Source organism: Sphingobacterium sp. LRF_L2 (assembly GCF_965644235.1).
In the GTDB taxonomy this organism is placed as follows: domain Bacteria; phylum Bacteroidota; class Bacteroidia; order Sphingobacteriales; family Sphingobacteriaceae; genus Sphingobacterium.
On the sequence record NZ_CBFFRI010000005.1, the window covers coordinates 63313 to 89110 of the forward strand.

Annotated in this window: 18 protein-coding genes and 1 tRNA gene; all 19 read left to right on the forward strand. The window is 40.8% G+C overall.

The genetic code is table 11. The features are described from left to right. Nucleotides 1-20 precede the first annotated feature (20 nt). The 19 genes from ACSZOX_RS11745 (at nucleotide 21) to ACSZOX_RS11835 (ending at nucleotide 25751) form a co-directional block, all read left to right on the forward strand. A complete protein-coding gene (locus tag ACSZOX_RS11745) occupies nucleotides 21-407 on the forward strand; it encodes a RidA family protein (protein ID WP_437920171.1) in 387 nt (128 codons plus the stop codon). A 251-nt stretch (nucleotides 408-658) separates the two neighbouring features. Beyond that, nucleotides 659-1066, forward strand: a complete 408-nt coding sequence (locus ACSZOX_RS11750; RefSeq protein ID WP_437920172.1) for a hypothetical protein — start codon at nucleotides 659-661, stop codon at nucleotides 1064-1066. 16 nt (nucleotides 1067-1082) lie between these two features. After that, complete coding sequence (locus ACSZOX_RS11755) at nucleotides 1083-1505, forward strand: hypothetical protein (protein WP_437920173.1); 423 nt, start codon at nucleotides 1083-1085, stop codon at nucleotides 1503-1505. Nucleotides 1506-1561: 56 nt separating this feature from the next. Next, nucleotides 1562-3667: an ATP-dependent DNA helicase RecG gene (gene recG / locus ACSZOX_RS11760; RefSeq protein ID WP_437920174.1), complete on the forward strand. Its 2106-nt coding sequence runs from the start codon at nucleotides 1562-1564 to the stop codon at nucleotides 3665-3667. Between the two features lie 65 nt (nucleotides 3668-3732). Then, on the forward strand, nucleotides 3733-4848 hold the full coding sequence (gene nagA / locus ACSZOX_RS11765; protein ID WP_437920175.1) for an N-acetylglucosamine-6-phosphate deacetylase: 1116 nt from the start codon (nucleotides 3733-3735) through the stop codon (nucleotides 4846-4848). Between the two features lie 69 nt (nucleotides 4849-4917). Then, nucleotides 4918-6573: a glycoside hydrolase family 10 protein gene (locus ACSZOX_RS11770; RefSeq protein ID WP_437920176.1), complete on the forward strand. Its 1656-nt coding sequence runs from the start codon at nucleotides 4918-4920 to the stop codon at nucleotides 6571-6573. An 82-nt stretch (nucleotides 6574-6655) separates the two neighbouring features. Then, complete coding sequence (locus tag ACSZOX_RS11775) at nucleotides 6656-7300, forward strand: N-acetylmuramoyl-L-alanine amidase (protein ID WP_437920177.1); 645 nt, start codon at nucleotides 6656-6658, stop codon at nucleotides 7298-7300. 198 nt (nucleotides 7301-7498) lie between these two features. Continuing rightward, nucleotides 7499-10630 carry a SusC/RagA family TonB-linked outer membrane protein gene (locus ACSZOX_RS11780; RefSeq protein WP_437920179.1) on the forward strand — a complete coding sequence of 1044 codons (3132 nt, stop codon included), beginning with the start codon at nucleotides 7499-7501 and terminating at the stop codon, nucleotides 10628-10630. A gap of 4 nt (nucleotides 10631-10634) precedes the next feature. Further along, nucleotides 10635-12200 carry a SusD/RagB family nutrient-binding outer membrane lipoprotein gene (locus ACSZOX_RS11785; RefSeq protein WP_437920180.1) on the forward strand — a complete coding sequence of 522 codons (1566 nt, stop codon included), beginning with the start codon at nucleotides 10635-10637 and terminating at the stop codon, nucleotides 12198-12200. Between the two features lie 96 nt (nucleotides 12201-12296). After that, nucleotides 12297-13535, forward strand: coding sequence for an exo-beta-N-acetylmuramidase NamZ family protein (locus ACSZOX_RS11790; RefSeq protein ID WP_437920181.1), 1239 nt, complete (start codon nucleotides 12297-12299; stop codon nucleotides 13533-13535). 210 nt (nucleotides 13536-13745) lie between these two features. Next, the gene (locus ACSZOX_RS11795; protein WP_437920182.1) at nucleotides 13746-16817 is read left to right on the forward strand and encodes a SusC/RagA family TonB-linked outer membrane protein; all 3072 of its coding nucleotides are present in this window, start codon (nucleotides 13746-13748) and stop codon (nucleotides 16815-16817) included. Nucleotides 16818-16821: 4 nt separating this feature from the next. Further along, nucleotides 16822-18354 (forward strand): SusD/RagB family nutrient-binding outer membrane lipoprotein, encoded by a 1533-nt coding sequence (locus ACSZOX_RS11800; protein WP_437920183.1) that lies wholly within the window; start codon nucleotides 16822-16824, stop codon nucleotides 18352-18354. A 7-nt stretch (nucleotides 18355-18361) separates the two neighbouring features. Further along, complete coding sequence (locus ACSZOX_RS11805) at nucleotides 18362-19150, forward strand: hypothetical protein (RefSeq protein ID WP_437920184.1); 789 nt, start codon at nucleotides 18362-18364, stop codon at nucleotides 19148-19150. A 1-nt stretch (nucleotide 19151) separates the two neighbouring features. Next, complete coding sequence (locus ACSZOX_RS11810; RefSeq protein WP_437920185.1) at nucleotides 19152-20777, forward strand: PKD domain-containing protein; 1626 nt, start codon at nucleotides 19152-19154, stop codon at nucleotides 20775-20777. Between the two features lie 141 nt (nucleotides 20778-20918). Continuing rightward, nucleotides 20919-21968 carry a glycosyl hydrolase family 18 protein gene (locus ACSZOX_RS11815; RefSeq protein WP_437920186.1) on the forward strand — a complete coding sequence of 350 codons (1050 nt, stop codon included), beginning with the start codon at nucleotides 20919-20921 and terminating at the stop codon, nucleotides 21966-21968. A gap of 329 nt (nucleotides 21969-22297) precedes the next feature. After that, nucleotides 22298-23110, forward strand: a complete 813-nt coding sequence (gene murQ / locus ACSZOX_RS11820) for an N-acetylmuramic acid 6-phosphate etherase (RefSeq protein WP_437920187.1) — start codon at nucleotides 22298-22300, stop codon at nucleotides 23108-23110. A 45-nt stretch (nucleotides 23111-23155) separates the two neighbouring features. Next, nucleotides 23156-24643 (forward strand): sodium:solute symporter, encoded by a 1488-nt coding sequence (locus ACSZOX_RS11825; RefSeq protein ID WP_437920188.1) that lies wholly within the window; start codon nucleotides 23156-23158, stop codon nucleotides 24641-24643. Nucleotides 24644-24712: 69 nt separating this feature from the next. After that, nucleotides 24713-24787 (forward strand) — tRNA-Val (locus ACSZOX_RS11830). Nucleotides 24788-24935: 148 nt separating this feature from the next. After that, complete coding sequence (locus tag ACSZOX_RS11835) at nucleotides 24936-25751, forward strand: purine-nucleoside phosphorylase (RefSeq protein ID WP_437920189.1); 816 nt, start codon at nucleotides 24936-24938, stop codon at nucleotides 25749-25751. The last annotated feature ends 47 nt before the right edge of the window (nucleotides 25752-25798 follow it).

A 25798-nucleotide genomic window follows, 5' to 3' on the forward strand; every position in this document is an offset into this window, starting at 1 on the left:
TTTTTTCAAAATAAAGTAATATGTCTCAAAAGCAAATCTTAAATACCGACCAAGCACCTGCAGCTATCGGTCCGTACAATCAATCTGTCAAAGCAGGCAACACATTATATGTGTCCGGTCAAATTCCGTTAATTCCTGGCAGCATGGAATTGGTTACTTCTGGTGTTGCAGATGAAACACACCAAGTTCTAAAAAATGTACAGGCCATCTTGAATAATGCAGATTACACATTTGAAGATGTTGTGAAGGCCACAATCTTTATCAGCGATATGGGCGATTTCGCGACGATTAATGAAGTCTATGCGCAATATTTTACAGCAAATCAGCCTGCGCGTGAGTGTGTAGCCGTAAAAACGCTGCCAAAAAATGTAAATGTTGAAATATCTGTTATTGCTTGGAAAGCATAGTAGAAAATATATTTACAAAAAAGCCGCTATGTGATAAACTAGCGGCTTTTTTATTTGAAGTATCGCCGGTACGGTCCGTTGGCTTTTACAGGAAGGATAAAAAGAAAAGAGGGGCATGTGCATGACGTTTCATTAATAGAGCTGCGATACGAGGAGATGCGAAAATTATTTTTCTTTTGAAAAAGCAGCTGTCGCGTCTTGTTGTTTGTTGACGTTTAAAGAAGTAAAAATGGGCCCAATAAAAGACCGTTATGAAAAATAAATTCGTATTACTTTATGTTGTTATCGGTTTCCTGTGTACATCTTGTGAAAAAGTCAGCGAGAGCACCAGATCGACAGATGAAGAACACTTGATGCTTCTTTCGGAAAGGATTGACGCTTATGTAAAAGACGTCCCCTGTACGGGTACTGAAGAATGGTTGTTTGCAGCAATCGGTGCCAAGGCCTGTGGCGGGCCAACCCATTATATAGCCTATCCTAAATCCATTGATGTAAAAGCTTTTCTCGCTCTAGTTTCCAAATTTACAGAAGCGCAGAAAGCATTTAACAAAAAATACAATGCTTTTTCGGATTGTCGTTTTGTTTCTCCTCCTATAAGGATAGATTGTGTAAAAGGGAAGCCTGTTCTTATTCAAGAACAAGAAATTATAAATGAATAAATAAAAAATAATAGATATGAAATTACTGCATCTCAAATCGCTTGTGCGTTGTTTTGTTATTATTGCGATCACATTAATATCTTGTGCAAAGGACGATCTATCTTACACAAATCTATCCGAAGAGGAACTGTCGGAGCTTGAAAGAGAGAAGTATGACGCTATACAAGCGTTTGCTCAACCAGAAGTCTGCACAGATCCGTCTGTCTGGTTAAAAATGGATATGAATAGCGTCTGTGGTGAAGGTCGGCTTATTTATCATGAATCTGTCGATGTGGCAAAGTTGAAAGTGATGGTAGAGGACTATAATGCCTTGATTAAAGTCTATGCCCCGCTTATCTCTGCATTTATTAGTTGTGAGGCGTTTCGGGAGCCGTCCGGAATAGTTTGCGAAGAAGGCAAGCCAGTTTTTATTTATGATGAAGAGGTTGGCGATAACTAGCCTTTTTAGTGATGAGTGCTAAAGAATAATTTTCTTAAATTAGCCACTCTAATAAAATGGCTGATTTATCTGTAATAACTCCGATCGAATACCTGAAAGGCGTAGGGCCTCAGAAAGCTGATGTCTTGAAAAAAGAGTTGCAGGTTTTCACCATTGGTGATCTTCTGCAGTATTATCCTTTCCGTTATATTGATAGAACCAAATTTCACAAGTTAAGGGAGCTTCATGCCGATATGATTGGTGCCCAGGTTCTTGGACGTTTGATCTCCATTCAAGAAGTGGGAGAAAAAAGAGCGCGTAGACTCGTTGGTCAATTTCGAGATGATACGGGAAGCATAGAGCTTGTCTGGTTTCAGAGTATTACTTGGTTGAAAAAAAGTTTAACAGTAGGGGCTGCGTATGTGATGTATGGTAAACCTACCGAATTCAATGGGCAGATCTCTGTGACGCACCCTGAGATGGAATTATTTCAGTCGCAGGAAAAGAAAATAGGTAATTTAACGATGCAGCCGGTCTATTCTTCGACCGAGAAGCTAAAGAAATTCAGCCTCGATACAAAGGGAATACAGCGTTTACAACAGACTGCTTTGGAGACGGTTTATAGAAGCTTACAAGAACCGTTGCCAATTTATATTTTGGAGAAACATCAGCTATTGGCATACCCACAGGCACTGCTTTCGATTCATTTCCCTCAACAGGTTAACGAGTTAAATGCCGCTATTCGGCGATTAAAATTCGAAGAACTCTTTTTTATTCAGCTACGTCTCTTGCGGAATAAACAATTGAATACACAAAAATATAGAGGACACAGGTTTGGCCAGGTCGGAGAGCGATTTACAACATTCTTCAATGACCGGTTGCCTTTTCCACTGACCAATGCGCAAAAACGAGTTATTAAAGAAATACGTTTAGATACCAATACCGGAGCACAGATGAATAGACTTGTGCAAGGAGATGTGGGCTCCGGTAAGACTGTTGTGGCTTTGATGTCTATGTTATTGGCAATCGATAATGGCTATCAAGCCTGTATGATGGCTCCTACTGAAATTCTTGCTCAACAGCATTTTGCCGGTATAACAGCGTTGTTGGGAGAGGATATCTGCCGTGTTCGCTTGCTCACAGGATCCTCGTCCACAAAGGAGCGGCGGTTGGTGCACCAAGAGCTTGAAAATGGATCGCTGGATATTCTGATAGGTACACATGCCTTAATAGAAGATAAAGTCAAGTTTAAAAATATCGGTTTCGTCGTTATCGACGAACAACATCGCTTTGGTGTGGAACAGCGGGCGAAACTCTGGAGAAAAAATGTAATTCCGCCTCACATGTTGGTTATGACAGCTACACCAATACCTCGGACATTAGCGATGACAATGTATGGTGATCTCGATATTTCCGTTATTGACGAATTGCCTGCTGGACGTAAACCGATTAAGACGGTACATTTTTTTGAAAATCAGCGATTGCGGGTCTTCGGCTTTATGCGTGACGAAATTGCTAAAGGAAGGCAAGTATATGTTGTGTATCCCCTAATTAAGGAAAGTGAGAAGATGGACTTGCTTTTTTTGGAGGCTGGATTAGAAAATTTACAACGCGAATTTCCGTTGCCAGGGTATAAGATCAGTATTGTGCATGGCAAGATGCCTGTGAAGGACAAAGATTTCGAGATGCAGCGGTTTGTAAAGGGAGAAACACAAATTATGGTGGCGACCACAGTTATTGAAGTTGGAGTGAATGTGCCCAATGCTTCTGTGATGATCATCGAGAATTCAGAACGTTTTGGACTTTCGCAACTTCATCAATTACGCGGTCGTGTGGGAAGAGGTGCTGAACAGTCCTTTTGTATTTTGATGTCAGGAAATAAGCTGAGTAAAGAAGGACGCACGCGTCTCGAAACGATGGTTCGAACTTCAGATGGATTCGAAATCGCAGAAGTTGATCTACAACTTCGTGGTCCAGGAGATATATCAGGAACACAGCAATCAGGCATATTGGAAATGAAGATAGCCAATCTTGCGTCAGACCAAGCGATTCTCACCGAGGCCAGAAGCTCCGTGCTGGAGCTATTTAAAGAAGATCCTAATCTTCAGCTCGAGAAGAACAGGTTGTTGGTACATTATCTTTCTCAGCGTAGTCCTGGGATCTCTTGGGATAAGATTTCTTAGTAATCTTTTGTGCTATAGCTTCTTTCTGAAATTCCTTAAATTGTGCAGGTTAACAAATAAACCTTATGGATACAACAAAAATCGTATTGGTCAACGGAAAGATATATAATGGAGATATGTACTATACAGACTATGCATTGCTTCTCAATTCAGGCAAGATCGAAGGGATCACGGTTGTATCGGAAGTTCCTGTCGACTATGTGTTAAATGATGTCCAACAGGCGAACATCTGTCCAGGGCTCATAGATTTGCAAATTTACGGGACGGGGACAGATGTGTTTTCTGCAGACCGAAGCGTGGAAGCGCTAGCTCGTATTGAGAAGAGTCTTCTTTTCCAAGGATGCACTTCTTTTATGCTGACACTGGCTACAAATACACTAGAAATCTTCAAAGAAGCAATTGCTGTTTTTCAAGAGGCTGCTCCAAGAGTCGCTCTTGGATTACATCTCGAAGGACCTTTTCTGAATGCAAAAAAAAGAGGGGCCCACCCCGAGGAATTGATTATTTCACCGTCGCCGGATTGTATCAACTATTTATTGGCTGGAGATCTTGGGGCAGTGAAGATGATGACTGTTGCACCCGAAAAGATAGATCAGGCAAGTCTTGACTTATTATTAAGAAAAGGGATTTTATTAAGTGCAGGGCATAGTGATGCCTCATTTCAGGAGTCTTTAATAGGGTTTGAAAAAGGAATCCAAGCCGTAACACATCTCTGGAATGCGATGTCGCCTTTTCACCATAGAGATACGGGCTTGCCAGGAGGCACATTCTATCAAAATAATGTTTTTGCGTCGATTATTGCAGATGGAATACATGTGGATTTTCAGGCATTAAGAACCAGTAAAGCATTGCTTGGGAATCGTCTGTTTTTAATTACCGATGCGGTAGGCTCCTGTGATCAAGAACCTTATCAACATGTCTTCCAAGGCGATCACTACACGTTGCCCAATGGCACACTAAGTGGCTCTGCATTAACAATGTTACAGGCTATACGAAATTGTGTTCGGCAAGGTGGTATACCAATAGATGAAGCGATAAGGATGGCGACAACTTATCCTGCTGCATTGATCAAGCGTTCGGATATAGGAAATCTAAATGAAAAGTCTAAGGCGAATGTTCTCGTGTTTAACGAAGGTTTTGATGTGCAGTCGGTTTATTTTGAAGGGGTTAAGTGCTGTTAGCTTTTCAAGGAAAACATTCGGTATTTCCACATTTCATTCCATATAGGAAAAAGTGTAGTTTTGTAACCTATGAGTTTGAAAACAATAAAGAACTTGGCTTTTTTGTTTTTTATTCTTTCTGTGATTTTCATGTCCTGTGCATCACGTAAGAATAAAAAAGCTGCAAAAGAGTTAAAATCCCCTATCGTTGAGGTTGTAAAAACAGATGTGATTCCCCAGGCAGACCCTGCGTCAGCAGCTTCGGTTCCATTGATTACCACTACGCAGGTTAAGCCTGTGGCTACAAAGCCAGCTCCTGTTGAGGAGCCTTTACGTGTGGATCTCCCCCTTATCTCTAGAGAATTTAGAGGGGCGTGGGTTGCCACAGTTGCGAATATCAATTGGCCGACTAGAGGAAACTTTAATAGTGAATCGCAAAAGCGTGAGGCCATTCAGCTGCTTGATTTTCTGAAAGAAAATAACTTTAACGCCGTTCTTTTTCAAGTGAGACCATCCGCAGATGCGCTATATGAAAGTCCTTACGAACCTTGGTCTTATTTTTTGACAGGAGAAACGGGGAAAAGACCGACTCCATTTTATGACCCACTTTCTTTTTGGGTTGAGGAAGCACATAAGCGTGGCTTAGAATTGCATGTTTGGTTAAACCCCTATCGGGCGCATCACTCGAGTGGTGGTGCGGTAACTAATGCTTCCATGGTAAGAGAGGCTCCGGAGTTGGTTGTTCGTTTGCGTAACGGCATGTATTGGTTTGATCCAGCAAATCCAAAAACGCAAGATCATGCGGCCAAAGTTGTCCTAGATATTGTGAAACGGTATGATATTGATGGGGTTCATTTTGATGACTATTTTTATCCCTATGCTGAGTACAATGGGGGGGCGGATTTTCCAGATGATGCATCGTGGTCGACTTACAAACGCTCCGGCGGTTCCTTGTCTAGGGGCGATTGGCGCCGAGACAATGTGAACAGGTTTATCGAACGTGTGTATCGCGAAATAAAAACAGAAAAAAATTATGTGAAGTTTGGAATAAGTCCTTTTGGTATTTGGAAGCCAGGTTACCCCGCTGGTATCACCGGGTCATCGCAATATGATGAACTCTATGCGGATGCAAAGCTTTGGCTGAATAAAGGTTGGATAGATTATTTCACACCACAATTATATTGGCCAATACAGCCTACAAGACAAAGTTTTACAGCACTACTCCGTTGGTGGCAATCGGAAAACGTTCATCAGCGTCACCTTTGGCCAGGGCTAAATACCGTAGAAATTCGTGTGGGAAACAAGCCTCAGGAGATTGTCAATCAGATTGCGGAAACAAGAAAAATCGTGCCCGAGAGTATCGGCGCTGTACACTGGAGTATAGCTGGATTAACAAAAAGCCCGGCTATGACACAGGCCCTAAAGTCGGGACCTTATGCACATAAGGCGCTAATACCACGATCGCCTTGGCTAAAATCAAATCCTTTGTTGGCGCCTAGCCTCCTATTGACGCAACAAACGAGTAGTGTGTTTGCAAAATGGTTGCATAAACAGCCAGAGCAGGTATTCTTATGGGTTGCTTATGCGCAGTACGGTGATACATGGGAATATGAGATCTTAGATAAAGAGCAATCGGAAAGAAGTTTTCCAAAAACAAAAGATGGAAAGCCGTTGAAAGCAGTCGTTATCCGTGCGATTGACCGCTTAGGTAATGAAAGCGATTATATAGCAAAGAAAGCTTTATAGCATCGTTTTTATAACTAATTATTTACAGAACTGCCGAAAATTTTTCGGTAGTTTTGTTTTTATGCTGGTTAGGGTTTTAGGTTTGTTATTGTTTTTGTTTGAATTCAGTCTCTCGGGTCAAGTCTTTGCACAGGACCGCCCGACGATCGTACAAAGGCCAATAACTTGGAATGCTAAGCGTGAGCGCCTGTCTCTTGAATATCTCCAAGAGAGGCATGGTATAAAAAACAACAGTGTTGATATACTCCCTCAGATAGTTGTCGTGCATTGGACTGATGTCTTATCCGTAACCAAAACCATACGTGTATTTGATCCTGTAGAATTGCCTGGTAGAGCCAATCTTCAAAAAGCCAGTTCGCTGAATGTTTCTGCTCAGTTTGTTGTTGGTCGGGACGGTACAATCTATCAATTACTTCCTGAAACGACTTTTGCTCGTCATACTATCGGTTTGAACTATTGTGCAATAGGGATTGAGAATATTGGATCGGCCCGTTATCCGTTGACGGAAGCACAATTAAATGCAAATACAGCATTAATCAAGTATTTGATGAGCAAATATCCAATAGAGTATGTTATTGGACATAACGAGTATCAATCTTTTAAAGATACGAAGTGGTGGAAAGAAGTAGATCCCAATTATTTTACCGATAAAGACGATCCTGGCAGCGATTTTATGGGGAGATTGCGCCTTAATTTAGGGTTAAACGCTGTTATAGTTCTTAATTAAAAAATCACATAAGTTTTTTTGCGTATTTGTGCGTTTAAATATTTTATTTGCGGTTTTTTGGGTTGTTTTTGGTTCTAAAATAAAAAAAATAATGCAATGTGTTGCGTGTTTGATGGAAAATCACTACTATTGTTTCATATAGTAGTAAAAAGACTGCCATTGAGCCTTCTTTTATGAATTAACCAAAAACAGACAAAAATGAACAAAGCTCTACTTTTAACAGTGGCTTTAGGGTGTGCGATGCAGCATGGCTATGCTGGGTCTAAGTCTGCAAGAGCAGCTGAGAATCGTCGTATTTTTCCTAAAGAGAATGTTGTCGTCCAAAATCAAATTTCCGGGACGGTCAGTGACGGCGATGGCCCTATCGCCGGTGTAACAGTTTCTGTGGGGGGAACTTCCAATACCGTGCAGACGGATCAAGTCGGGAAGTTCTTAATAAATGCTTCAGCAGGTAGTACGCTGCGTTTCTCCGCGGTCGGATATAAACCAAAAGACGTATTGGTGACATCCAATCAGATTACTGTACAGTTGGAGAAAGATGATACGGCGATAGATGAAGTTGTGGTCACCGCGCTTGGAATAAAAAGGGAGAAGAGAAGTCTCGGCTATGCTGTTCAAGATATACAGGGTGACGAATTAATGAAAAATAAAAACCCAAACATGATTAACTCCCTGAATGGCAAGATTGCGGGTTTGAATATAACTAATTCTGGAGGATCTCCAGGGGCTTCTGCATCCATTATTATAAGAGGGGGGACTTCATTAGAACGGGACAATCAACCTTTATTCGTAATTGATGGTATGCCTATGGATAATTCTACAGGAATGGGTGACATGTCTGCTTTTGACGGGAATACTAACATAGCGACGACCAATAGTAATAGGGCGATGGATGTAAACCCTGAGGATATTGAGTCTATTTCTGTTTTGAAAGGGCCAACAGCAGCAGCTTTATATGGAATTCGTGCAGCAGCAGGTGCTATTGTGATTACCACAAGACGAGGAAAAGAGGGTGTGACATCTGTTGGGGTAAGTTCACGATTTGGTATTAATACCGTTAATAAGTTGCCGGAACAGCAGGGGATTTACAAACAAGGATCGAATCTGGATGGAAACTATACTGACGAAACATACTACTCTTGGGGGGAGGAGTTTGAAGAAGGTGAAACTATTTATAACAATTTAGAAGATTTTTTCAAAACGGGCGTCACATACGACAATAACTTTAATGTTACGGGAGGAAATGCAAAGGGTAATTTCTACTTGTCTGGAGGAAACATAAAGCAAACAGGAATCGTGCCTACAACAGATTATGATCGAACCAATTTTCGTTTAAATGCGGAACAAAAATTAGGGATTTTTACATTTGGTGCAAATGGTAGTTTCAGTAATAGTAATACAACAAAAACTTTAACCGGAACTGGGCTTTACGGTTCCGGGGGGAATGGTTACATGGAGTCTATAATAGCATGGCCTCGTAATCAAAATATGAAGGATTGGGAGAAGGCGGATGGTAGTCAGAATTTGCTTTTTCCAGCACTTCCTTTGGAAGACAACACGGATAATCCTTATTGGACTATTTACAAGAATCCGCAAATGGACAGGACTAATCGGTTTTTAGGTACTTTTTATACACAAGCTAAATTAACAAATTGGCTAGAGGCTACATATAGAATGGGGTTGGATAATTATACTTCTACATATAACTCCAAAATATCGGCAGGATCTTCTGTAATTGAAGCATATCAGAAGGGGATGATTTCCCAAAATATTAGACAGTACAATTTTTTAACGCACAATTTATTGCTTAATTTTCACAAAGTGGTAGCTGATGATTGGGATTTTAATTTTCTTCTAGGTGGTGCAACCGAGGATAGCTATGCGAAAGCTACAGCTACGAAAGCTCAAAATTTTTTAGTTCCAAATTTTTACTCGTTCAATAATGCTGCAGATGTCGATAAATTTTCTTATGATAATGTAACTCGGATTCGGAGGATGGGTGTTTACGGTGACTTTAAAGTTGGTTACAAGGATTTTGTATACTTAGGTGCTACGCTAAGAAATGACTGGTCATCGACTTTGCCGAAGGAGAATCAATCTTTTATGTATCCATCTTTTAGCGGAAGTTTAATCTTTACCGAGCTTTTTGAAAAAAATAATATAATTTCCTACGGAAAGATTCGCTCGTCATGGGCATCCGTTGGTAAAGATGCTCCTGCTTATAGAACAAAAACTTATTTGGGGACACCATTGAATACTATAGGAGGAGGTGTTATTAATCAATACACGTTGGGAAATGGTGTTTTGATTCCCGAAAAGACGCAGTCTTTTGAATTAGGTGCGGATTTAAAATTATTCAACAACAAATTTGGCATGGAGTTTACTTACTACGATAATAAATCTGTTGATCAAATTCTATCCCCTAGAGTAGACAATGCCACAGGAGGGATCTTGAAGTATGTCAATGCGGGTACTCTTCAGAACAGAGGGGTGGAAATGACGTTAAATACGACGCCTGTTAAGAAGGAGAAATTCTCATGGGATTTATCTTTGAATTTTTCGCATAACACAGGTAAAGTGAAAGATTTACCTGGTGATATATCCATTTTGTATGTAACAGATGTACAAGTTGCTGGCGGACAGGCGGCTTCTTTTGAGAATGGAGATTTTATGGCAATTAGTGGGCGGACGTGGGTAACAGATGATATAGGCAACTATATTTTAAACTGGAGCACAGGTTTGCCTACAGTAAACACAACGTTAAAGCAGGTTGGTAACCGCGAACCTGATTTTATTGGTGGTTTAAATAACAGTTTTAGCTTTAAAAATTGGAATTTATCGTTTTTAGTAGATTTCCGAAAGGGAGGAGATGTATTAAATGGGACTGAATATCTGTTGACTTATTATGGTTTGAGTGGCCAAACAGCTAAGCGTGGTGAGACCATTTCTTTATCGGGAGTAGGATTGAATCCTTCAACAGGTGAATATGAAAAAATAACAAGAGAAATCGTGGCGGATCAAAAATATTATCAGCAATATTACAGTCAGCAAACTACGAACTTTATTGAGAATGTAAATTGGGTGCGTTTGCGTTCTGTAAATCTCTCATATGATTTTTCAAAGCATTTATTGGAGCAGTCTAAGTATATTAAAGGAGCGTCTTTAAGCTTAAATGCAACAAATTTATTGCTGTTTACTAATTATTCAGGAATGGATCCTGAAACGAGCGCTGCAGGTGCAGGTGTTGTTGGGTCTGGTTCTGTCGGTATTGATTATGCTGGTGTACCTAACACGAGAAGTGTCACTTTTGGTGTTAATTTAAAATTCTAATAACATGAAAAAAATTCTATCGATTCTGTCCGTCTTGTTTACACTTGTTATATCTTCTTGTGAAAAATGGCTTGATGTAAATGACGATCCTAATAATCCTACAGCGACAGATGCCTCTGTGGAAATAAGATTGCCAGCGATCTTGTCGCAGTTTGTTGATGGGTATGAAAGTGCAGGAACAAGAGCTGCATTGATATCTGGACAGCTAGCGGCTACGGGTACTACAAGTAATAATTATTATCTGCAGTCTTGGCAAATTACTAACGCGTCAGTTAATTGGCCCTATCAGTCTTGGTATGTCTATTGTGCTGTAAATATACCCTATATGATAGATGCCGCAGAGGTGGTTGGTGCAAATCATTATGCTGCTGTGGGTAAAATAATATGGGTGTGGGGATTTAGTACTTTAGCGGATCTTTACGGGATTGTTCCCTATCAAGAGGCATTTCAAGATGATATTATGAGTCCTAGATACGATCAAGGAGCAGATGTATACAATGCTCTGCTGCCTATGTTGGATGAAGCCGTTACCTTATTAAGGCAACAGCAGTCAACGGGGGCTCCTGAACTGTCTGTGGGCGATGTTCTTTATGGTGGAAATACGGAAAACTGGATTAAATTAGCGAACGGTATTAAAGCAAGGATGTTAAATCACTTGTCAAAGACGGATCAGTATGATCCATCTGCAATACTTACGGCTTTGGAACAGGCTCCTTCAAGTGTTGCAGAGAGTGCTGTTTATCAATATCAAGACGAGGAAATTTCAGGATTTACTGCTACACAGGCGCTACAGTATACAAACAATAGTGCAACCCGCGTGTCGAAATTGTATATCGATTATTTGTCTGGAACATATTTAGGGGCCCCAACGGGTAATAATGATTCTGTTGATCCAAGGCTTGGGATTTTGGTGCCATATATTATTGCCTCCGATGGAACTAAAAGTGTTACTACTGGAGTTGATATCCCAAATTTAACAACAGCAGGTGTTGCGGCAGGTAATGCCAGTTATGCTGGTCTTCGTTCAACGGCGACATCAACGGGGACATGGTATACCCAACGTGGAAGTAAGGGGCTTTTGCTTACAAATTCTGAAATGAATTTTATTAAGGCGGAAGTTTATTTTAAGCAAGGAGAGAAGGTAAAAGCTTTGGAGGCCTATCGAGCTGGAATAGAGGCTCATTTCAATCACTTGGGGCTGGATCCGGCAGACTATCTAGCAAGTACCTCTGTTGTTAGTGATGCCGCTGAGTTAACTCTTAGTCAGATTATGATTCAGAAGTATATTTCTCTTTCCTACTCTCCTGAGTTATTTAATGATGTTAGAAGAATGGAATATTGTACGGATAGCTCTGGGCAATATAATGAATCATCTGGTATTTATAAAGGGCTAAATCGACCAGGAAATGTGTATACTATTGCTTTTCCTTCGAATAATATGTGGCCGCGCCGATTTAATATAACGGTGTATGGAAATTCTTATAATCAAGAAAAAGTATTAGCGGCAGATCCTGATGCCACTTCTGCAACTTATACGGCTAAACGTATTTGGTGGGATACTGCGGAATAAGGTGAAATATAAAAAAATCCCGAGATGCAATCTCGGGATTTTTTTATATTTCAATTTTCTTGTTTATGTTTGTTGTACCATTAAAAACGCATAAATATGAAAAAGACCATAGGCTTTCTTTTTACCTTTGTATACAGCGTCGTTGCGGTTTCTTGCAATACCGTCAGCAGCAACAAGCCAGCTGCTACTATCGAACGAGAAGCTGATACTGTCAGAAATAGCGCGACCATCATTCCTGGAGCGGATCAATTAGCTATTTATCTCCCTTTATTAGAAGGAAAGAAGGTAGGGCTTATGGGAAATCAAACGTCTATTGTTGGCGAAAATAAAGACCATCTTGTCGATGTACTCCTTAGAGAAAAAGTAAATCTAAAATTTGCTTTCGTTCCCGAGCATGGTTTTCGTGGCGAAGTAGAACGTGGAGAGAAAGTGAGTAATGAGGTTGATGCCAAAACGGGCTTACCTCTATTCACACTGTATGGAGGGAACGAAAAGCAAGATTCAATTGTGCAGTCTATTGATGTTATGATTTTCGATCTTCAGGACGTGGGTGCTCGTTTTTATACCTATATTACATCTCTACATCGCGTGATGGAGCTCTGTGCAAAGCATAACAAGGAGCTGATTGTGCTTGATCGTCCAAATCCATGTGGCGATCAGGTGGACGGTCCGGTAAGAACCGATGATAAATTCCAGTCTAACGTATCCTATCATAAGATTGCGATGGTTCATGGGGTAACAATCGGTGAGCTTGCGAAGATGATCAATGGCGAAAATTGGTTAAGCGAAGGTCGTCAGTGTGCACTGACTGTTGTTCCGATTCAGCGCTGGGATCACAAGACGATGTACGAATTGCCTGTTATCCCCTCGCCGAGCTTGCCAAACTATTTGTCTGTCCGTCTGTATTCTTCATTATGTCTATTTGAAGCTACTGATATATCCATTGGACGTGGTACAGATTGGCCTTTTCAAGTGCTGGGATTTACAGATCCTCTTTACGGGAATTTTACGTTCGTTCCTGGTGAGAAATCTGGCATGACAAAGCATGTAGAAGGTAAAGGAGCGACGATGTATGGATTGGATCTACGTATTTTGGATGCACATCAACAAAAATTTACGTTAAAATACTTGCTGGATTTCTACCATAAAATGCCCGATAAAAGTAAGTTTTTTACCCGTCCAGAATTTTTCGATAAACTCGCGGGAACGGATGCCTTGCGACTTCAGATTATAGCAGGCAAATCGGAGCAAGAGATTAGAGATAGCTGGAAAAAAGAGCTTGACGCATATAAAAAAATGCGCAAGAAATATCTGCTATATCCAGATTTTGAATAAAGTTGTTTAGATTCAAAAAAACACGCTTTCATGCGTGTTTTTTTTGGTTTATGAATCAGTCGGAAAAAAAATGCATTAAAATTTTGATTTTAACATTTATTAACTATATTAGTGCATGTTTTAGCGCGTACATTTTTTTTTACGTTTAAAAACGCAATTAACTAGCCTGATTATAGTTTAATCAGTTTTTCTAAACTAACTAAATTAAGAATGCACAAATACTTATTCTTTCCCATTGCTTTGGGCTGCTTTTTTCCTGCGTATTCTTCCTGGGTAACGAATAATGGAGAGCTTGCGCGTGTTAGGTCGCAAGGGGCGGAGGTCTACTCAATGGATGCCATGCAGACGGTGATTCAAGGTGTTGTTTCCAATGCGGACGGAAAAGTTGCAGGAGCGACAATTTCGATTGTTGGAACGACGATATCTACAGTTTCTGATGTCGAAGGAAAGTTTTCTCTCCAAGCCAAGGTGGGTGATATTTTGCGAGTCTCATTTGTCGGCTACTTAACACAAGATGTGAAAGTTGAGCATCAAGAACTTTCACTTGTACTTATCCGCGATGATTCAGCACTCGAAGAGGTTGTGGTAACTGCATTCGGGATCGAGCGGAGTAAAAAGAATTTAACCTATTCCGTTCAAAGTGTTTCCGGGGATGACTTGCGGGCCTCAAACCAGGGCAATATCATTAACGCGTTACAGGGACAAATAGCTGGGGCTCAAATTTCTTCTTCTGGAGGTTCGCCAGGTCTACCGACTGAAATAATTCTTCGCGGATCAACAACGCTTACAGGCGATAATCAACCGCTTATGATTGTAGATGGAATCCGCGTGAATAATGCCTCTTCGAATGGAACCGTCAATCGGGTCGCAGATATTAATCCAGAAGACATTGAAGATATCTCTATTTTAAAAGGCGCAGCAGCGGCAGCTTTGTATGGAATTGATGCGGCTTCAGGGGCAATAATCATCACAACCAAACGGGGGAAAGCAGGAGTTATGCAGATTGCAGGTACTTATAGAGGTTTTGTGGAGACGATGGGGCGTTTGCCACGTCAGCAAACAATTTATACGACAGGAACTGGTGGGACATACGATGAATCGTCAGGATCTTCCTGGGGGCGTAAGTTTCGATACGACGAAAAAATTTACAATAATGTTGAGCGTTTTTTTCAAACCGCAATGACGAATGATGTGAATTTAAACATCAATGGAGGTTCTGAAAACCTGCAATATTACATGTCTGGGGGCTATCGGAAAGCAGGCTCTATGATTCCTAATACACATCAGGATAAGATCAATTTTCTCATGAAAGGCACGGCCAAGCTGAGCGATAAGATCAGCGCAACAGCATCGGCAAATTACGTTCAGAATAATATCCAGGAGGGTTTGAATGGAGGTAGTACAGGCGGATGGATCAATAGCATATTGACCTACCCCTTACGTTATGATATTTTACAGTATGAGCGTCCTAATGGCGAGCCGTGGTACTCGTATATAGAGCCGGAAGATGACGGGCGTGATGCGCGGATTTCGCCAATGTGGGGTGTTATGCGTAATCCAAGGAACAATAATGTAGATCGCTTTATTGTGAATGCTAATGTGGATTACAAGCCCTTGAATTGGCTGACACTTTCTTATCGTTTAGGACAGGACTATACTGCTTCCAAGTATCGTACTGTAACCGCTCCGGGAACACCAGGAGCAAATTTCGAGGGACGTATTTCCGAATCAAACAGTGCTTCGAAATATGTCACGTCTATTTTTAACGCAACTTTACAGCATACCTTCTTAAACGATTTCAATGTCTCCTTAATCTTAGGAGGAAACAGCGATTATTATGAGTCTGATGGATTATCCTATATTGGTGAAAATTTCCTTGTTCCAGATATCTACTCCCCCAATGTGATCGATAGAAACAATGTGCTGCTAACCGATCTCTTGACTCGTCGACAACGCTATGCGGTATATGGCGACTTTCGTGTTGAGTATAAAAATATGCTTTCCTTTGCCGTCACCGGACGAAATGACTGGACGTCTACGCTTTCTCCCCAGAACCGTCAGTTCTACTCTCCATCCTATTCGGGGAGTTTCACCTTCAGTGAGTTGATCGACCCAGAGGCTTGGTATGGTAAGTTAAGAGTAAGTTATGCAAAAGTCGGTAAAGATGCGCCTATATACCGCACCAATACAAATCTAGTCAATACGTTAACAACAGGAGGCGGCTTTGTGGTTAGTTCTACAGGAGGCAATCCTGATTTAAGGCCTGAAAAAACACAAGAATTTGAAATCGGTACCGAGCTGAATTTTCTAAATAAGCGATTGAATATCGATTTGACGTACTATGAACGGAAAAGTATTGATATGATCATGACGCCTCGCGTGCCCTTGCCATCAGGTTATGTGATTATGACTTTTAATGCAGGGTCGTTACAAAATAGAGGTTACGAAGCGTCGATTAACATGGTTCCTTGGAGAAATAACATTTTCACATGGAGTACGACTGTCAATGCGTGGAAAAATACGTCTAAAATGCTAGCCTTTGCGGGTGATATCGTGACTTTTAAATATACGAATGCACAACTAACGGCAGGATCTGCCGCCACTACTTTAGATAAACATGTGCTGGGGATCGTCGGTACTGATTATCAAAGAACCGAGGAAGGCTATGTGATCGTGGATAATCAAGGTTATCCGTTGATTGATGGCATTGAAAGAGATATTGGCAATAGAGAGCCTGAATTTAATATCGGATGGTTAAATAAGTTCCGTTATAAAGGATTTGATCTTTCCTTTATGTGGGATTTTCGATTCGGCGGTGATATTCTCAATGCCTCCCGTCAGCGTATGATGTCTGTCGGTACGGGCTATGATGTTGGTGAATGGCGGGATAAGGAGTTTGTCTTTAACGGCGTTGTTGCACAAGAGGATGGTTCCTATGTGAAAAATGAACAACCCGTCGTTCTCAATTATAATTTTTTTGCAAATAACTACTATCAGGTGGGAACCAATTTCGTGGAGAAGGTTAATTGGGCGCGTGTACGCTATATCACCCTAGGGTACACATTTTCAAAGCAGATAAGTGAACTATTAGGTGTTAAGCGATTAGGGCTTGAATTTTCTGCACAGAACCCTTTTGTGTTTACGAACTATTCTGGAGGAGACCCAGAGGTGAATAGTGCTGGACCGAATGCAGGAGGATCTGGAGCTAGTTCAATGGGGGTTGATAATGGTGCGATACCATTACCACGATCTTTCTCTTTTGGTTTAAACATAGGATTATAAGATTATGAAAAATACATGTAGAATTCTATATTTCGTTGTCACGTGCATTACGTTGTTGTCTTGCCACGATCTGGATCTAAATTACAACCCCGTACAACCTGTGACTGTACCGTCTAATCAGCGATTGCCAGCTATACAAGCCAATTTAGCGTATTCGTTGTATTCGCAAGCCCGATTTGCTTCATACCATAGTTATTATGTTACGACACGTCTGGGGAACTCAAATGCGCAGACCGATACGTGGAATTATAACAGTATTACGCGAATGGGAGCCTGGCGTTGGCATTATTTTGACGTTGGGTCGAATATTGCGGGGCCAGCGGGTATGCTTGTGCGTGCTTTAGAAGACGGAGATAACAATTACGTTGGAGTAGGTAAAATTTTATTGGCGCTAAGCTATCTTTCAGCGACAGATGTGTTTGGAGATATGCCGTTCAACGAGGCATATAACGGCTCATTTAATCCCGTTTACGATAGCCAAGAACAAATATATGCCGGAGTTGAAAAGCTTTTAGATGAAGGGGTAGAAGAATTGAGGAATGTGCGTGAGGCGGCACGGACGATGAATGCATCAGCAGATCTATTGTATCGGGGGGATTATAATAAATGGATAGCCTTTGCAGATGCTATAAGATCACGACTAAAGTTACACACAGCTAATTTTACCAATGGTTATTCAGATCTTTTGACTGTTGTAAATCGCGCTATCTCCGGTTTCGAAGATGCTATTTTTAGGTATCCAGCTTCGTCAACGTCCAACTGGGAGAAAAACCTTTGGGGAGAAAGTCGAGCCAATCCCGAGTGGCAATTTGCGGATATCCGTAATGATCTTTTAAACAGCTTGCCTACAGACGTATTGATGAAAGCGTTAACGATTAATGCTGAGGCGGGCCAATACGATCCGAGACTTTATAAATTGACTACACCAGGAACAAATGGAAAATATCTAGGAGCGAAAATGTCGGAAGGACTTCGTGATCTAGCTCTTCCCTCTGGAGTCGTTTATCAGGATTTTGCAAATCTCTATAATGGATATTGGACTGCAGACTCCTCGGCTTATCCTTATTTGATCAAAGAAGAGTTATACTTTATTAAGGCAGAAGCCCTGTTTTATTTAAACGATAGATCGGGAGCATTGGCGGCATATAGGCAAGGGATTGAAGAAAATTTAAAGCGCTTGGGAGTCGACGGAGGACAAGTGATCAATTTTCTAGGTTCATCAAAAATTGTGCAAGATCCTCAGGCCTTGCAGATTTCGGATATTATGATGCAAAAATGGATCGCGTTGTATTTGCAAGGCGAAAGTTGGGTCGATATTCGTCGATATGCTTATGGGACACATGCCTATCCAGACTTGTATTATCCACGTTTTGCGTTGGCAGAATGGGGTGGGCGATATATTGAGCGATTTGTATACGATCCTCAAACCGAGTACATCTATAATCCGAAGGAAATCGAACGCTTAGGCGCTAATGCAAGAGATTGGGTTTTTACACCGCTTTGGTGGGCAAGCAAATCAACATTGACAAATCGCTAGAATCCTTATGAAAAAGATAAAATATTATATAGCATCGGTTGGTACACTTTTATTGTTGAATAGCTGTGATAAAAACGATCCGATTACTGAACTCGGTGAAACCAACGGTGAATTTTCTGCGCAATTGAGCGTCAGCTTCAACAATACGAAGCCTCTTATCGGCGATACTGTTATTGTTACAGCATCCTCTTGGCAACGAGATGATAAGATAGAAAAAATAGAATTTCAGGAAACAATCGTGGAGTCCTTTGGTATCCTCGTGAGCTTAGAAAATGGAAGTACTATCCAAACAAAGGACCAGGAGGTTAGTGGTGTCACGTTTTCCACACTTGTGTTGAATGACACCATCAAAAATAAATCGGTATGGAATGTTGTTGAGCGAGATGAATTGGATAGTTATTGGGTAACAGCATCCAATAACTATGTTGTCCGTCGAAATTATGAATTAAAGAGACTGGATGGACGATATCCAAGCAATACTTCCCTTCTTTCAACACTTTCTGTTAGTGAATTTGAAGTACTGAAAAGTATTTTGGCTTATGCCATAAATCGTGAAGATTATCTTCTACTGTTTCCCGATGCGCCAAGTACACATTTTACAAATGCTGGTGCCTATGCGTTGACGCAATTGGGTATAAACAATTTAAAGGAAAATCTACATGTAAACACCTTGTTGACGGCTGTAAAATCTGTAGGTAAAAAAGGTACATACACTATAACCATTCAAGTGGATGCAGTTACACCAACAGGTACTGTTACAACAACCACACCACGAGTATTTGAGAATAATATTTAAGATGATGAAAGACTTTAAATATTTATACGCTATTGTAGCAAGTATGATGTTTCTTTTTGGTTGCGCTAAACAAGAGATTACCTCCATAGGGCAACAAGGAGAATATATCTCCAATTTTGATTTTCCAACAGGGCAGATTTATGCGCCAGGAAAGGTTTTTTTAACTAATCGTTCTAAGAATGCAGATAGGTTCCTTTGGGAGTTTTCAGATGCGAAAACCATCACGGCTATGGGAGATACCATTGAAACAGGAAATACCGACAAGATGGTTCCGGATACGCTGTTTTATGAGCTGCCCGGAGAATATGAGGTGAAATTAACGACCTGGAAGGATGGTGAGCAGAAGGAAACAACAAAAAAACTTGTTGTTCAGAAGCAGCAACCAGCGATCTTAGTACCGGAGAATATCGGTGTTTTTCTGGAAGTGACGTTCTCCGCGCAGGTGTTCAAATTTCCGGGTAAACAGGTTACCTACGATTGGGATTTTGGTGCCTCTGGGAAGTCTACTGAGGCAAATCCAAAAGTGACATTTACCGTCGAAGGTCCGCAGTTGGTTACGCTTACAGTTAACGATGGTGAAGAAACACTAACAACGGAGACAATAGTCCTTGTGCAAGGGGAATTGGCCAAAACTATTTACTTCACGGATGCTTTCACGCGCAGAGTCTACAAATATAAGTTGACTACAAATACGCAGAGTGAGGTAGAGTCGGTTGGTATAACGACCGGTTATAATGCATTTGGTTTGTCTGTAAAAGGAAGTAAACTCTATCTTTCAGAGACGGGCTTCGGAACTCGTTTTTCTTCGGGTGATGCAGCTATTGCAGACGGTGCATTGAAATCTTATAATTTGGACGGAACAGGTGAGAATTTGATTACAAAGCCGGTCGCTTCTGCCTTGGATTACCGCGATGATCCATGGATGCATACTGTAGATAAGAACGGTAATATCTGGTGGACCTGTAGAAACTGGGGTGTCCGGGTTCTCAATGCGGGGTCTTCGGAGGCAGCTTATCCATCGATTAAATTTAATATCAATGCTACTATTGCCGGAGAGGGAGTGAGTACCTATTTCGCATCAGACATTAAGGAAGTCGGGAATGAAATCTGGGTGTCCTATGCAGGAACTACAGGAAAGGGAATCTATAAGTATGGCCTGGATGGTAACTATATTAGTAAATTCTCTACAGCTATACAGTCTCACGCAATACGGGCATTCGTTGTCGATCAAGTAAACAGCCAGATCTATTTTGCGACAAATCGAGCTGATGCTGGACGTACCGAAGGATTGTATCGGGCGAATCTTGATGGATCGAACATCGTGGCCATTGATAATGGTTCGACGATGCTTATCGGAACGGGAGCGTATAGTAATCAAGGAGCGGCGGGAGAATATATCTATATTACTAATCTCGATATTGATGTAGACGAAAATGGTGAGGGTTATCTTTATTATGGCTATCGATCAAATACAGATATTAATGGAAGTGGTAATCCGCCAACTTTAGGTAGTTCTGCAAGTAATTCAGGAATCAAGAGATACAAGCTGGATGGTTCAGAAGTGCCTAGCTTCTTGGTCAAAGGGTATGCCCCTTACGGATTGGCAATTGATCAGGTAAAACGATGATCGTTATTGGAATGGTCTATGGTCACTGATGGATTTTGGACCATTCCAATGTTATAACAAATGAAGTTTTTTAGTTGCTAGCGCACGAATTAAACAGCGTATCAATTGTGTGAGAAAAAATGATCAATAAAATCAAAACAAATGAATAATTTATTAGCATATATGAATATAAGTAAGAGCATGATTTATGCGGTTGTATCGCTTTTTATATTGAGCTCTTGTAATAAAGAAGTCGTCTGGGTTCCGGAAGGCTATGGAGCTTCAGAAGTGCAAAAGCCCGATGGGGAATACATTGCTGACGACAACTTTAAACGTATAGCCTATTGTTATCATACGAATTCAATCTCGTCTTTTGATACCGTAAAGCTGGATTATATCACCCATCTGCATTTTGCATTTTTGACACCAAAGGAAGACGGTTCGTTGCAAACATTAACAAGCCACACCAACTTTGAGGCGTTGAATAAACTTGCGAAAGAACATGGTGTAAAAACGGCATTTTCTATACAAGGAAATGAGACTATGTTTAGGACGATTGCAGCAAATCAACAAACGAGAAGTTTGTTGGTGAAGAACTTAGTAGATTTTGCTGTCAGGTACGACTTAGATGGAATTGATCTGGATTGGGAGTATCCGCGGGCAAACTATGGTAGTGATGTAACCTTTGAGCTTTTTGCCAGTGAATTGTCTGCCGAGCTCCATTCTTGGCATAAGTATTTGAGTGTAGCTGTGACAGCGGGTTTGTATGCAGGGCCGATCAAAGAGGGGATTACTAATGGCGCACTGGAAGCTATGGATTTTGTGAATCTAATGGCATACGATGGTATTGGTATTGATCCAGATAGTCCAGATCATCATGCTACATTGGTTATGGCTAATCGGGTTTTGGAAACCTGGTTGACAGATAAGAACTTGCCTAGAGAAAAAGCTGTATTGGGGTTGCCTTTATATGGAAAAAGTGCCAATAATAATTCGATGACATTCTCAAGTTTGCTTGATAACGGTGCCGTTCCTACAGAAGATCAATTTTTGTTCAACAATACAGCGTACTACTACAATGGAATAAACACGATAAAAGATAAAGTTGAATTGGCGAAACAAAGTGGTAATGGGGTTATGTTTTGGGAGTATAGTCAAGATGCAAGAGGGGCAAATTCGCTCATGAAAGTAGCTTATGAAAGTAGCAAATAAAGTGTTAGATTGAATTGTATTCATTCCATTTTTATTGGAAAGTGGGATTTGCCGATCAGATAAGGGATAACAGTATATTCTGCATCAGATCGCATATCATCTTTTTTTTTAACTGTCCTTACAAATCCATATAAAATTATCTATGTTTGACGTTGATTATCAGAAGAAAGGCTCCGCGAGAGCCTAAAGAACTGTATGGCAAGCGTTGGTTAGCAGGTTTGTTATAACTCACGGCAGGAAAAAGAATCGAAACAAAAAAATAATGCGTTTTTATGCATGTTTTATGCGTAAATTTGCATATTTGTAGAATAGAAGTTTTTATTAGTGATATGAATAGAGTTACGGAAAAGGAGTCGAATTATCAGGACTTAGATAAGATGTCTGTTGCAGAATTGCTAACAAACATGAATAACGAAGATAAAACTGTACCTTTTGCGGTGGAGAAAGCTATACCTCAATTGGAAAAACTAGTACAAGTCACGGTGGATAGTATGAAGAAGGGGGGGAGGCTATTTTACATTGGAGCCGGAACAAGTGGTCGGTTAGGTATATTGGATGCTTCCGAATGTCCACCTACATTTGGTGTACCTTTCGATTGGGTTATTGGTTTGATTGCAGGGGGAGATAAAGCGATACGCAAGGCTGTCGAGTTTGCGGAAGACGATACTGCGCAGGCTTGGAAAGATATGAAGGAATACGGAATGAGTAAAGATGATGTGGTTATCGGTATTGCGGCCTCAGGTACGACACCTTATGTGATCGGCGGACTTCAACGTGCAAACGAAGAAGGCTTGATAACGGGATGTATCGTTTGTAATGATGGTTCGCCTATTGCCCAAGTTGCACAATATCCTGTAGAAGTGGTTGTAGGTCCTGAATTTGTCACAGGCTCTACTCGATTAAAGTCAGGAACAGCGCAAAAACTCGTGTTGAATATGCTGAGTACTTCCGTTATGATACAATTAGGGCGTGTAAAAGGAAATAAAATGGTGGATATGCAATTGTCCAATATTAAGCTTGTTGCTCGAGGGGTGCGAATGATTATGGATGAAACAAAGCTGGACGAAGAAACTGCTACCACCTTATTGGAACGCTACGGGAGTGTGCGTAAAGCTATCGAGAATAGCCATGCGCTGAAATAGAGCGGCTACTATTTGCTAACAACTAATCAACATTAAAACTTAAACATGTCTCCTTTTATCCTTCTGACCTTTCTTTTCGTGTATTTTGGTCTGCTTCTGACGGTTTCTTATTTTACATCCCGTAATACAGCAGATAATTCAACTTTTTTTGTTGCTAACAAAAACTCCAAATGGTACATGGTTGCCTTTGGGATGATTGGTACCGCGCTGTCGGGGGTAACATTTATTTCTGTACCTGGAGCCGTTGGCGCCTCTAATTTTAGCTACTTTCAATTCGTGTTGGGAAATGCCTTAGGTTTTATTGTTATTGCCTATGTGCTGCTTCCACTCTATTATCGTATGAATTTAACGTCCATTTATACGTATTTGGAAGAGCGATTGGGGTATAAGAGTTACAAGACGGGGGCCATGATATTTTTGGTTTCTCGGACCGTTGGATCTGCATTTCGTCTTTACCTGGTGGCGATCATTTTACAGAAATTTATATTCGATGCCTGGAGTATTCCTTTTGGCGTTACCGTAGCGGGCTGTTTGGTACTAATATGGCTCTATACGAATAAAGGAGGGCTTAAGACTATTATCATTACCGATACATTGCAGACGTTCTGTTTACTATTGGCGGTGTTGCTCTCGATTTATTTTATGGCGGATGGGCTAGGCTTGTCGGTAATGGAGGCTTTTGAAAAAGTAAAAGAGAGTTCGTATTCCCAGATCATGGTATGGGAGAATCTCTTAGGTGATAAAAACCATTTCTGGAAACACGTCATTGGAGGAGCTTTTGCAACCATTGCCATGACTGGATTGGATCAAGATCTGATGCAGAAAAATCTCAGTATGAGAACTATTGGAGAAGCACAAAAAAATATGTTAACCTTTACCGGAGTCTTTGTTGTTATTAATCTTTTCTTCTTGGCTGTTGGTGCACTTCTTTATATCTATGTGGCAGATAAAGGTATTGATATCAGTGGTTTGCTTACCCGAGATTACCTGTATCCGGAAATTGCATTAAATTATTTATCGGTATCTGCTGGAGTCATCTTCATGATGGGATTAACAGCAGCTACGTTTGCGACAACAGATTCAGCGTTGACGGCTCTTACAACGTCCTATTGTGTAGATTTTCTAAATTTTAATAAAAAGGAAAACCCAAACCATCCCTCCCTTGTGAAGCAGCGCAATGTTGTACATTTTGTATTTAGTGTATTGATGTTGGCGGTCATTTTGGTTTTTCGTTTATTGAACGATGATTCTGTTGTTACTGCTATTTTTACAGCGGCCAGTTATACTTATGGTCCATTGTTAGGGCTTTTCTCCTTTGGAATATTGACGCGTTATAAAGCAAACGATAATTTGGTGCCTTATTTCTGCATACTCTCACCGGTTATTTGGTATCTCTTAAATACCTATTACATTATTCCGCACACGGGCTATCGTATAGGTTTTGAACTAATTGTCTATAACGGGTTGACAACATTCTTGCTATTGGGGGCAACCTCACAGGGAAAGGTTGGACGAGCATCGAAATCCAGTTAAATATTGCGCGATTTTTCTTGCTCAAATCTGCAAAAAATGTATCTTTGTGTCGCTCGCAAAGAGTCCTTAGGGAAATTAGCTCAGCTGGTTTAGAGCACTACCTCGACAAGGTAGGGGTCACTGGTTCGAACCCAGTATTTCCCACGTCTTAACAAAAGCCTATCAGATTACGATAGGCTTTTGTGTTATAAATAATCGGTTAATCTTTGTTAAAGTCTAAATCGGGCGTTATGTGTAATTTGTGCGATAGCAAAAAATAACCTAAGTTTGAATAAACAGATTATATCATCCCATGTATCAACTCATAGCAGAAGCCGTAGATGTCATACGTAGAAAAATAGGCGACTTTCAACCTGAATTTGGCATAATCCTGGGAACAGGACTGGGTAAACTTGTCAACGAAATCGAGGTAAGTCATCAAATGATGTATGCCAATATTCCCAATTTTCCGATTTCGACGGTAGAGTTTCACTCTGGAAAATTGATCTTTGGAACATTGAATGGTCGCAAGGTTGTGGCCATGCAGGGGCGTTTACACTACTATGAAGGGTATAATATGCAAGAAATTACCTTCCCCGTACGTGTTATGAAAGCCTTGGGAATACAAAAACTCTTTGTGTCCAATGCATCAGGTTCTTTAAATCCAAGTATATTAAAGGGAGATATAGGTATTATAGACGATCATATCAGTCTTTTGCCTGATAATCCCCTTCGTGGAGCAAACGACGACGATTTCGGTCCAAGATTTCCGGATATGAGTCAACCCTATAATAGACAAATGGTACATCAAGCGCTGGAAATCGCCAGTGAACTAAAGTTCCGTGCGCATAAAGTAGTGTATGTTTCTGCTCCTGGCCCAAATTTAGAGACTCGTGCAGAGTATCGCTACATGCGCATTATAGGAGGTGATATTGTCGGTATGAGTACCGTTCCGGAGGTTATTGTCGCCAATCACATGGGGCTTCCTGTATTTGCGATCTCGGTGATTACCGACGAGGGATTCCATGCCGATCTAAAACCTGTATCGCTCCAGGAAATTGTCGATGTGGCCACAGAGGCCGAGCCAAAGATGACGAAGATTCTAAAAGAATTAATAGCATTGCAATAAATGCAATTTTTAGCCTTATTTTTGGCGTAACATTTAGAACAATAGGT

Bases quoted from the DNA above. Each gene is read 5' to 3' on its own strand.
- ACSZOX_RS11745 (WP_437920171.1), top strand. From the start codon at position 21: ATGTCTCAAAAGCAAATCTTAAATACCGACCAAGCACCTGCAGCTATC.
- ACSZOX_RS11750 (WP_437920172.1), top strand. From the start codon at position 659: ATGAAAAATAAATTCGTATTACTTTATGTTGTTATCGGTTTCCTGTGT.
- ACSZOX_RS11755 (WP_437920173.1), top strand. From the start codon at position 1,083: ATGAAATTACTGCATCTCAAATCGCTTGTGCGTTGTTTTGTTATTATT.
- recG (WP_437920174.1), top strand. From the start codon at position 1,562: ATGGCTGATTTATCTGTAATAACTCCGATCGAATACCTGAAAGGCGTA.
- nagA (WP_437920175.1), top strand. From the start codon at position 3,733: ATGGATACAACAAAAATCGTATTGGTCAACGGAAAGATATATAATGGA.
- ACSZOX_RS11770 (WP_437920176.1), top strand. From the start codon at position 4,918: ATGAGTTTGAAAACAATAAAGAACTTGGCTTTTTTGTTTTTTATTCTT.
- ACSZOX_RS11780 (WP_437920179.1), top strand. From the start codon at position 7,499: ATGAACAAAGCTCTACTTTTAACAGTGGCTTTAGGGTGTGCGATGCAG.
- ACSZOX_RS11785 (WP_437920180.1), top strand. From the start codon at position 10,635: ATGAAAAAAATTCTATCGATTCTGTCCGTCTTGTTTACACTTGTTATA.
- ACSZOX_RS11790 (WP_437920181.1), top strand. From the start codon at position 12,297: ATGAAAAAGACCATAGGCTTTCTTTTTACCTTTGTATACAGCGTCGTT.
- ACSZOX_RS11795 (WP_437920182.1), top strand. From the start codon at position 13,746: ATGCACAAATACTTATTCTTTCCCATTGCTTTGGGCTGCTTTTTTCCT.
- ACSZOX_RS11800 (WP_437920183.1), top strand. From the start codon at position 16,822: ATGAAAAATACATGTAGAATTCTATATTTCGTTGTCACGTGCATTACG.
- ACSZOX_RS11805 (WP_437920184.1), top strand. From the start codon at position 18,362: ATGAAAAAGATAAAATATTATATAGCATCGGTTGGTACACTTTTATTG.
- ACSZOX_RS11810 (WP_437920185.1), top strand. From the start codon at position 19,152: ATGATGAAAGACTTTAAATATTTATACGCTATTGTAGCAAGTATGATG.
- ACSZOX_RS11815 (WP_437920186.1), top strand. From the start codon at position 20,919: ATGAATAATTTATTAGCATATATGAATATAAGTAAGAGCATGATTTAT.
- murQ (WP_437920187.1), top strand. From the start codon at position 22,298: ATGAATAGAGTTACGGAAAAGGAGTCGAATTATCAGGACTTAGATAAG.
- ACSZOX_RS11825 (WP_437920188.1), top strand. From the start codon at position 23,156: ATGTCTCCTTTTATCCTTCTGACCTTTCTTTTCGTGTATTTTGGTCTG.
- ACSZOX_RS11835 (WP_437920189.1), top strand. From the start codon at position 24,936: ATGTATCAACTCATAGCAGAAGCCGTAGATGTCATACGTAGAAAAATA.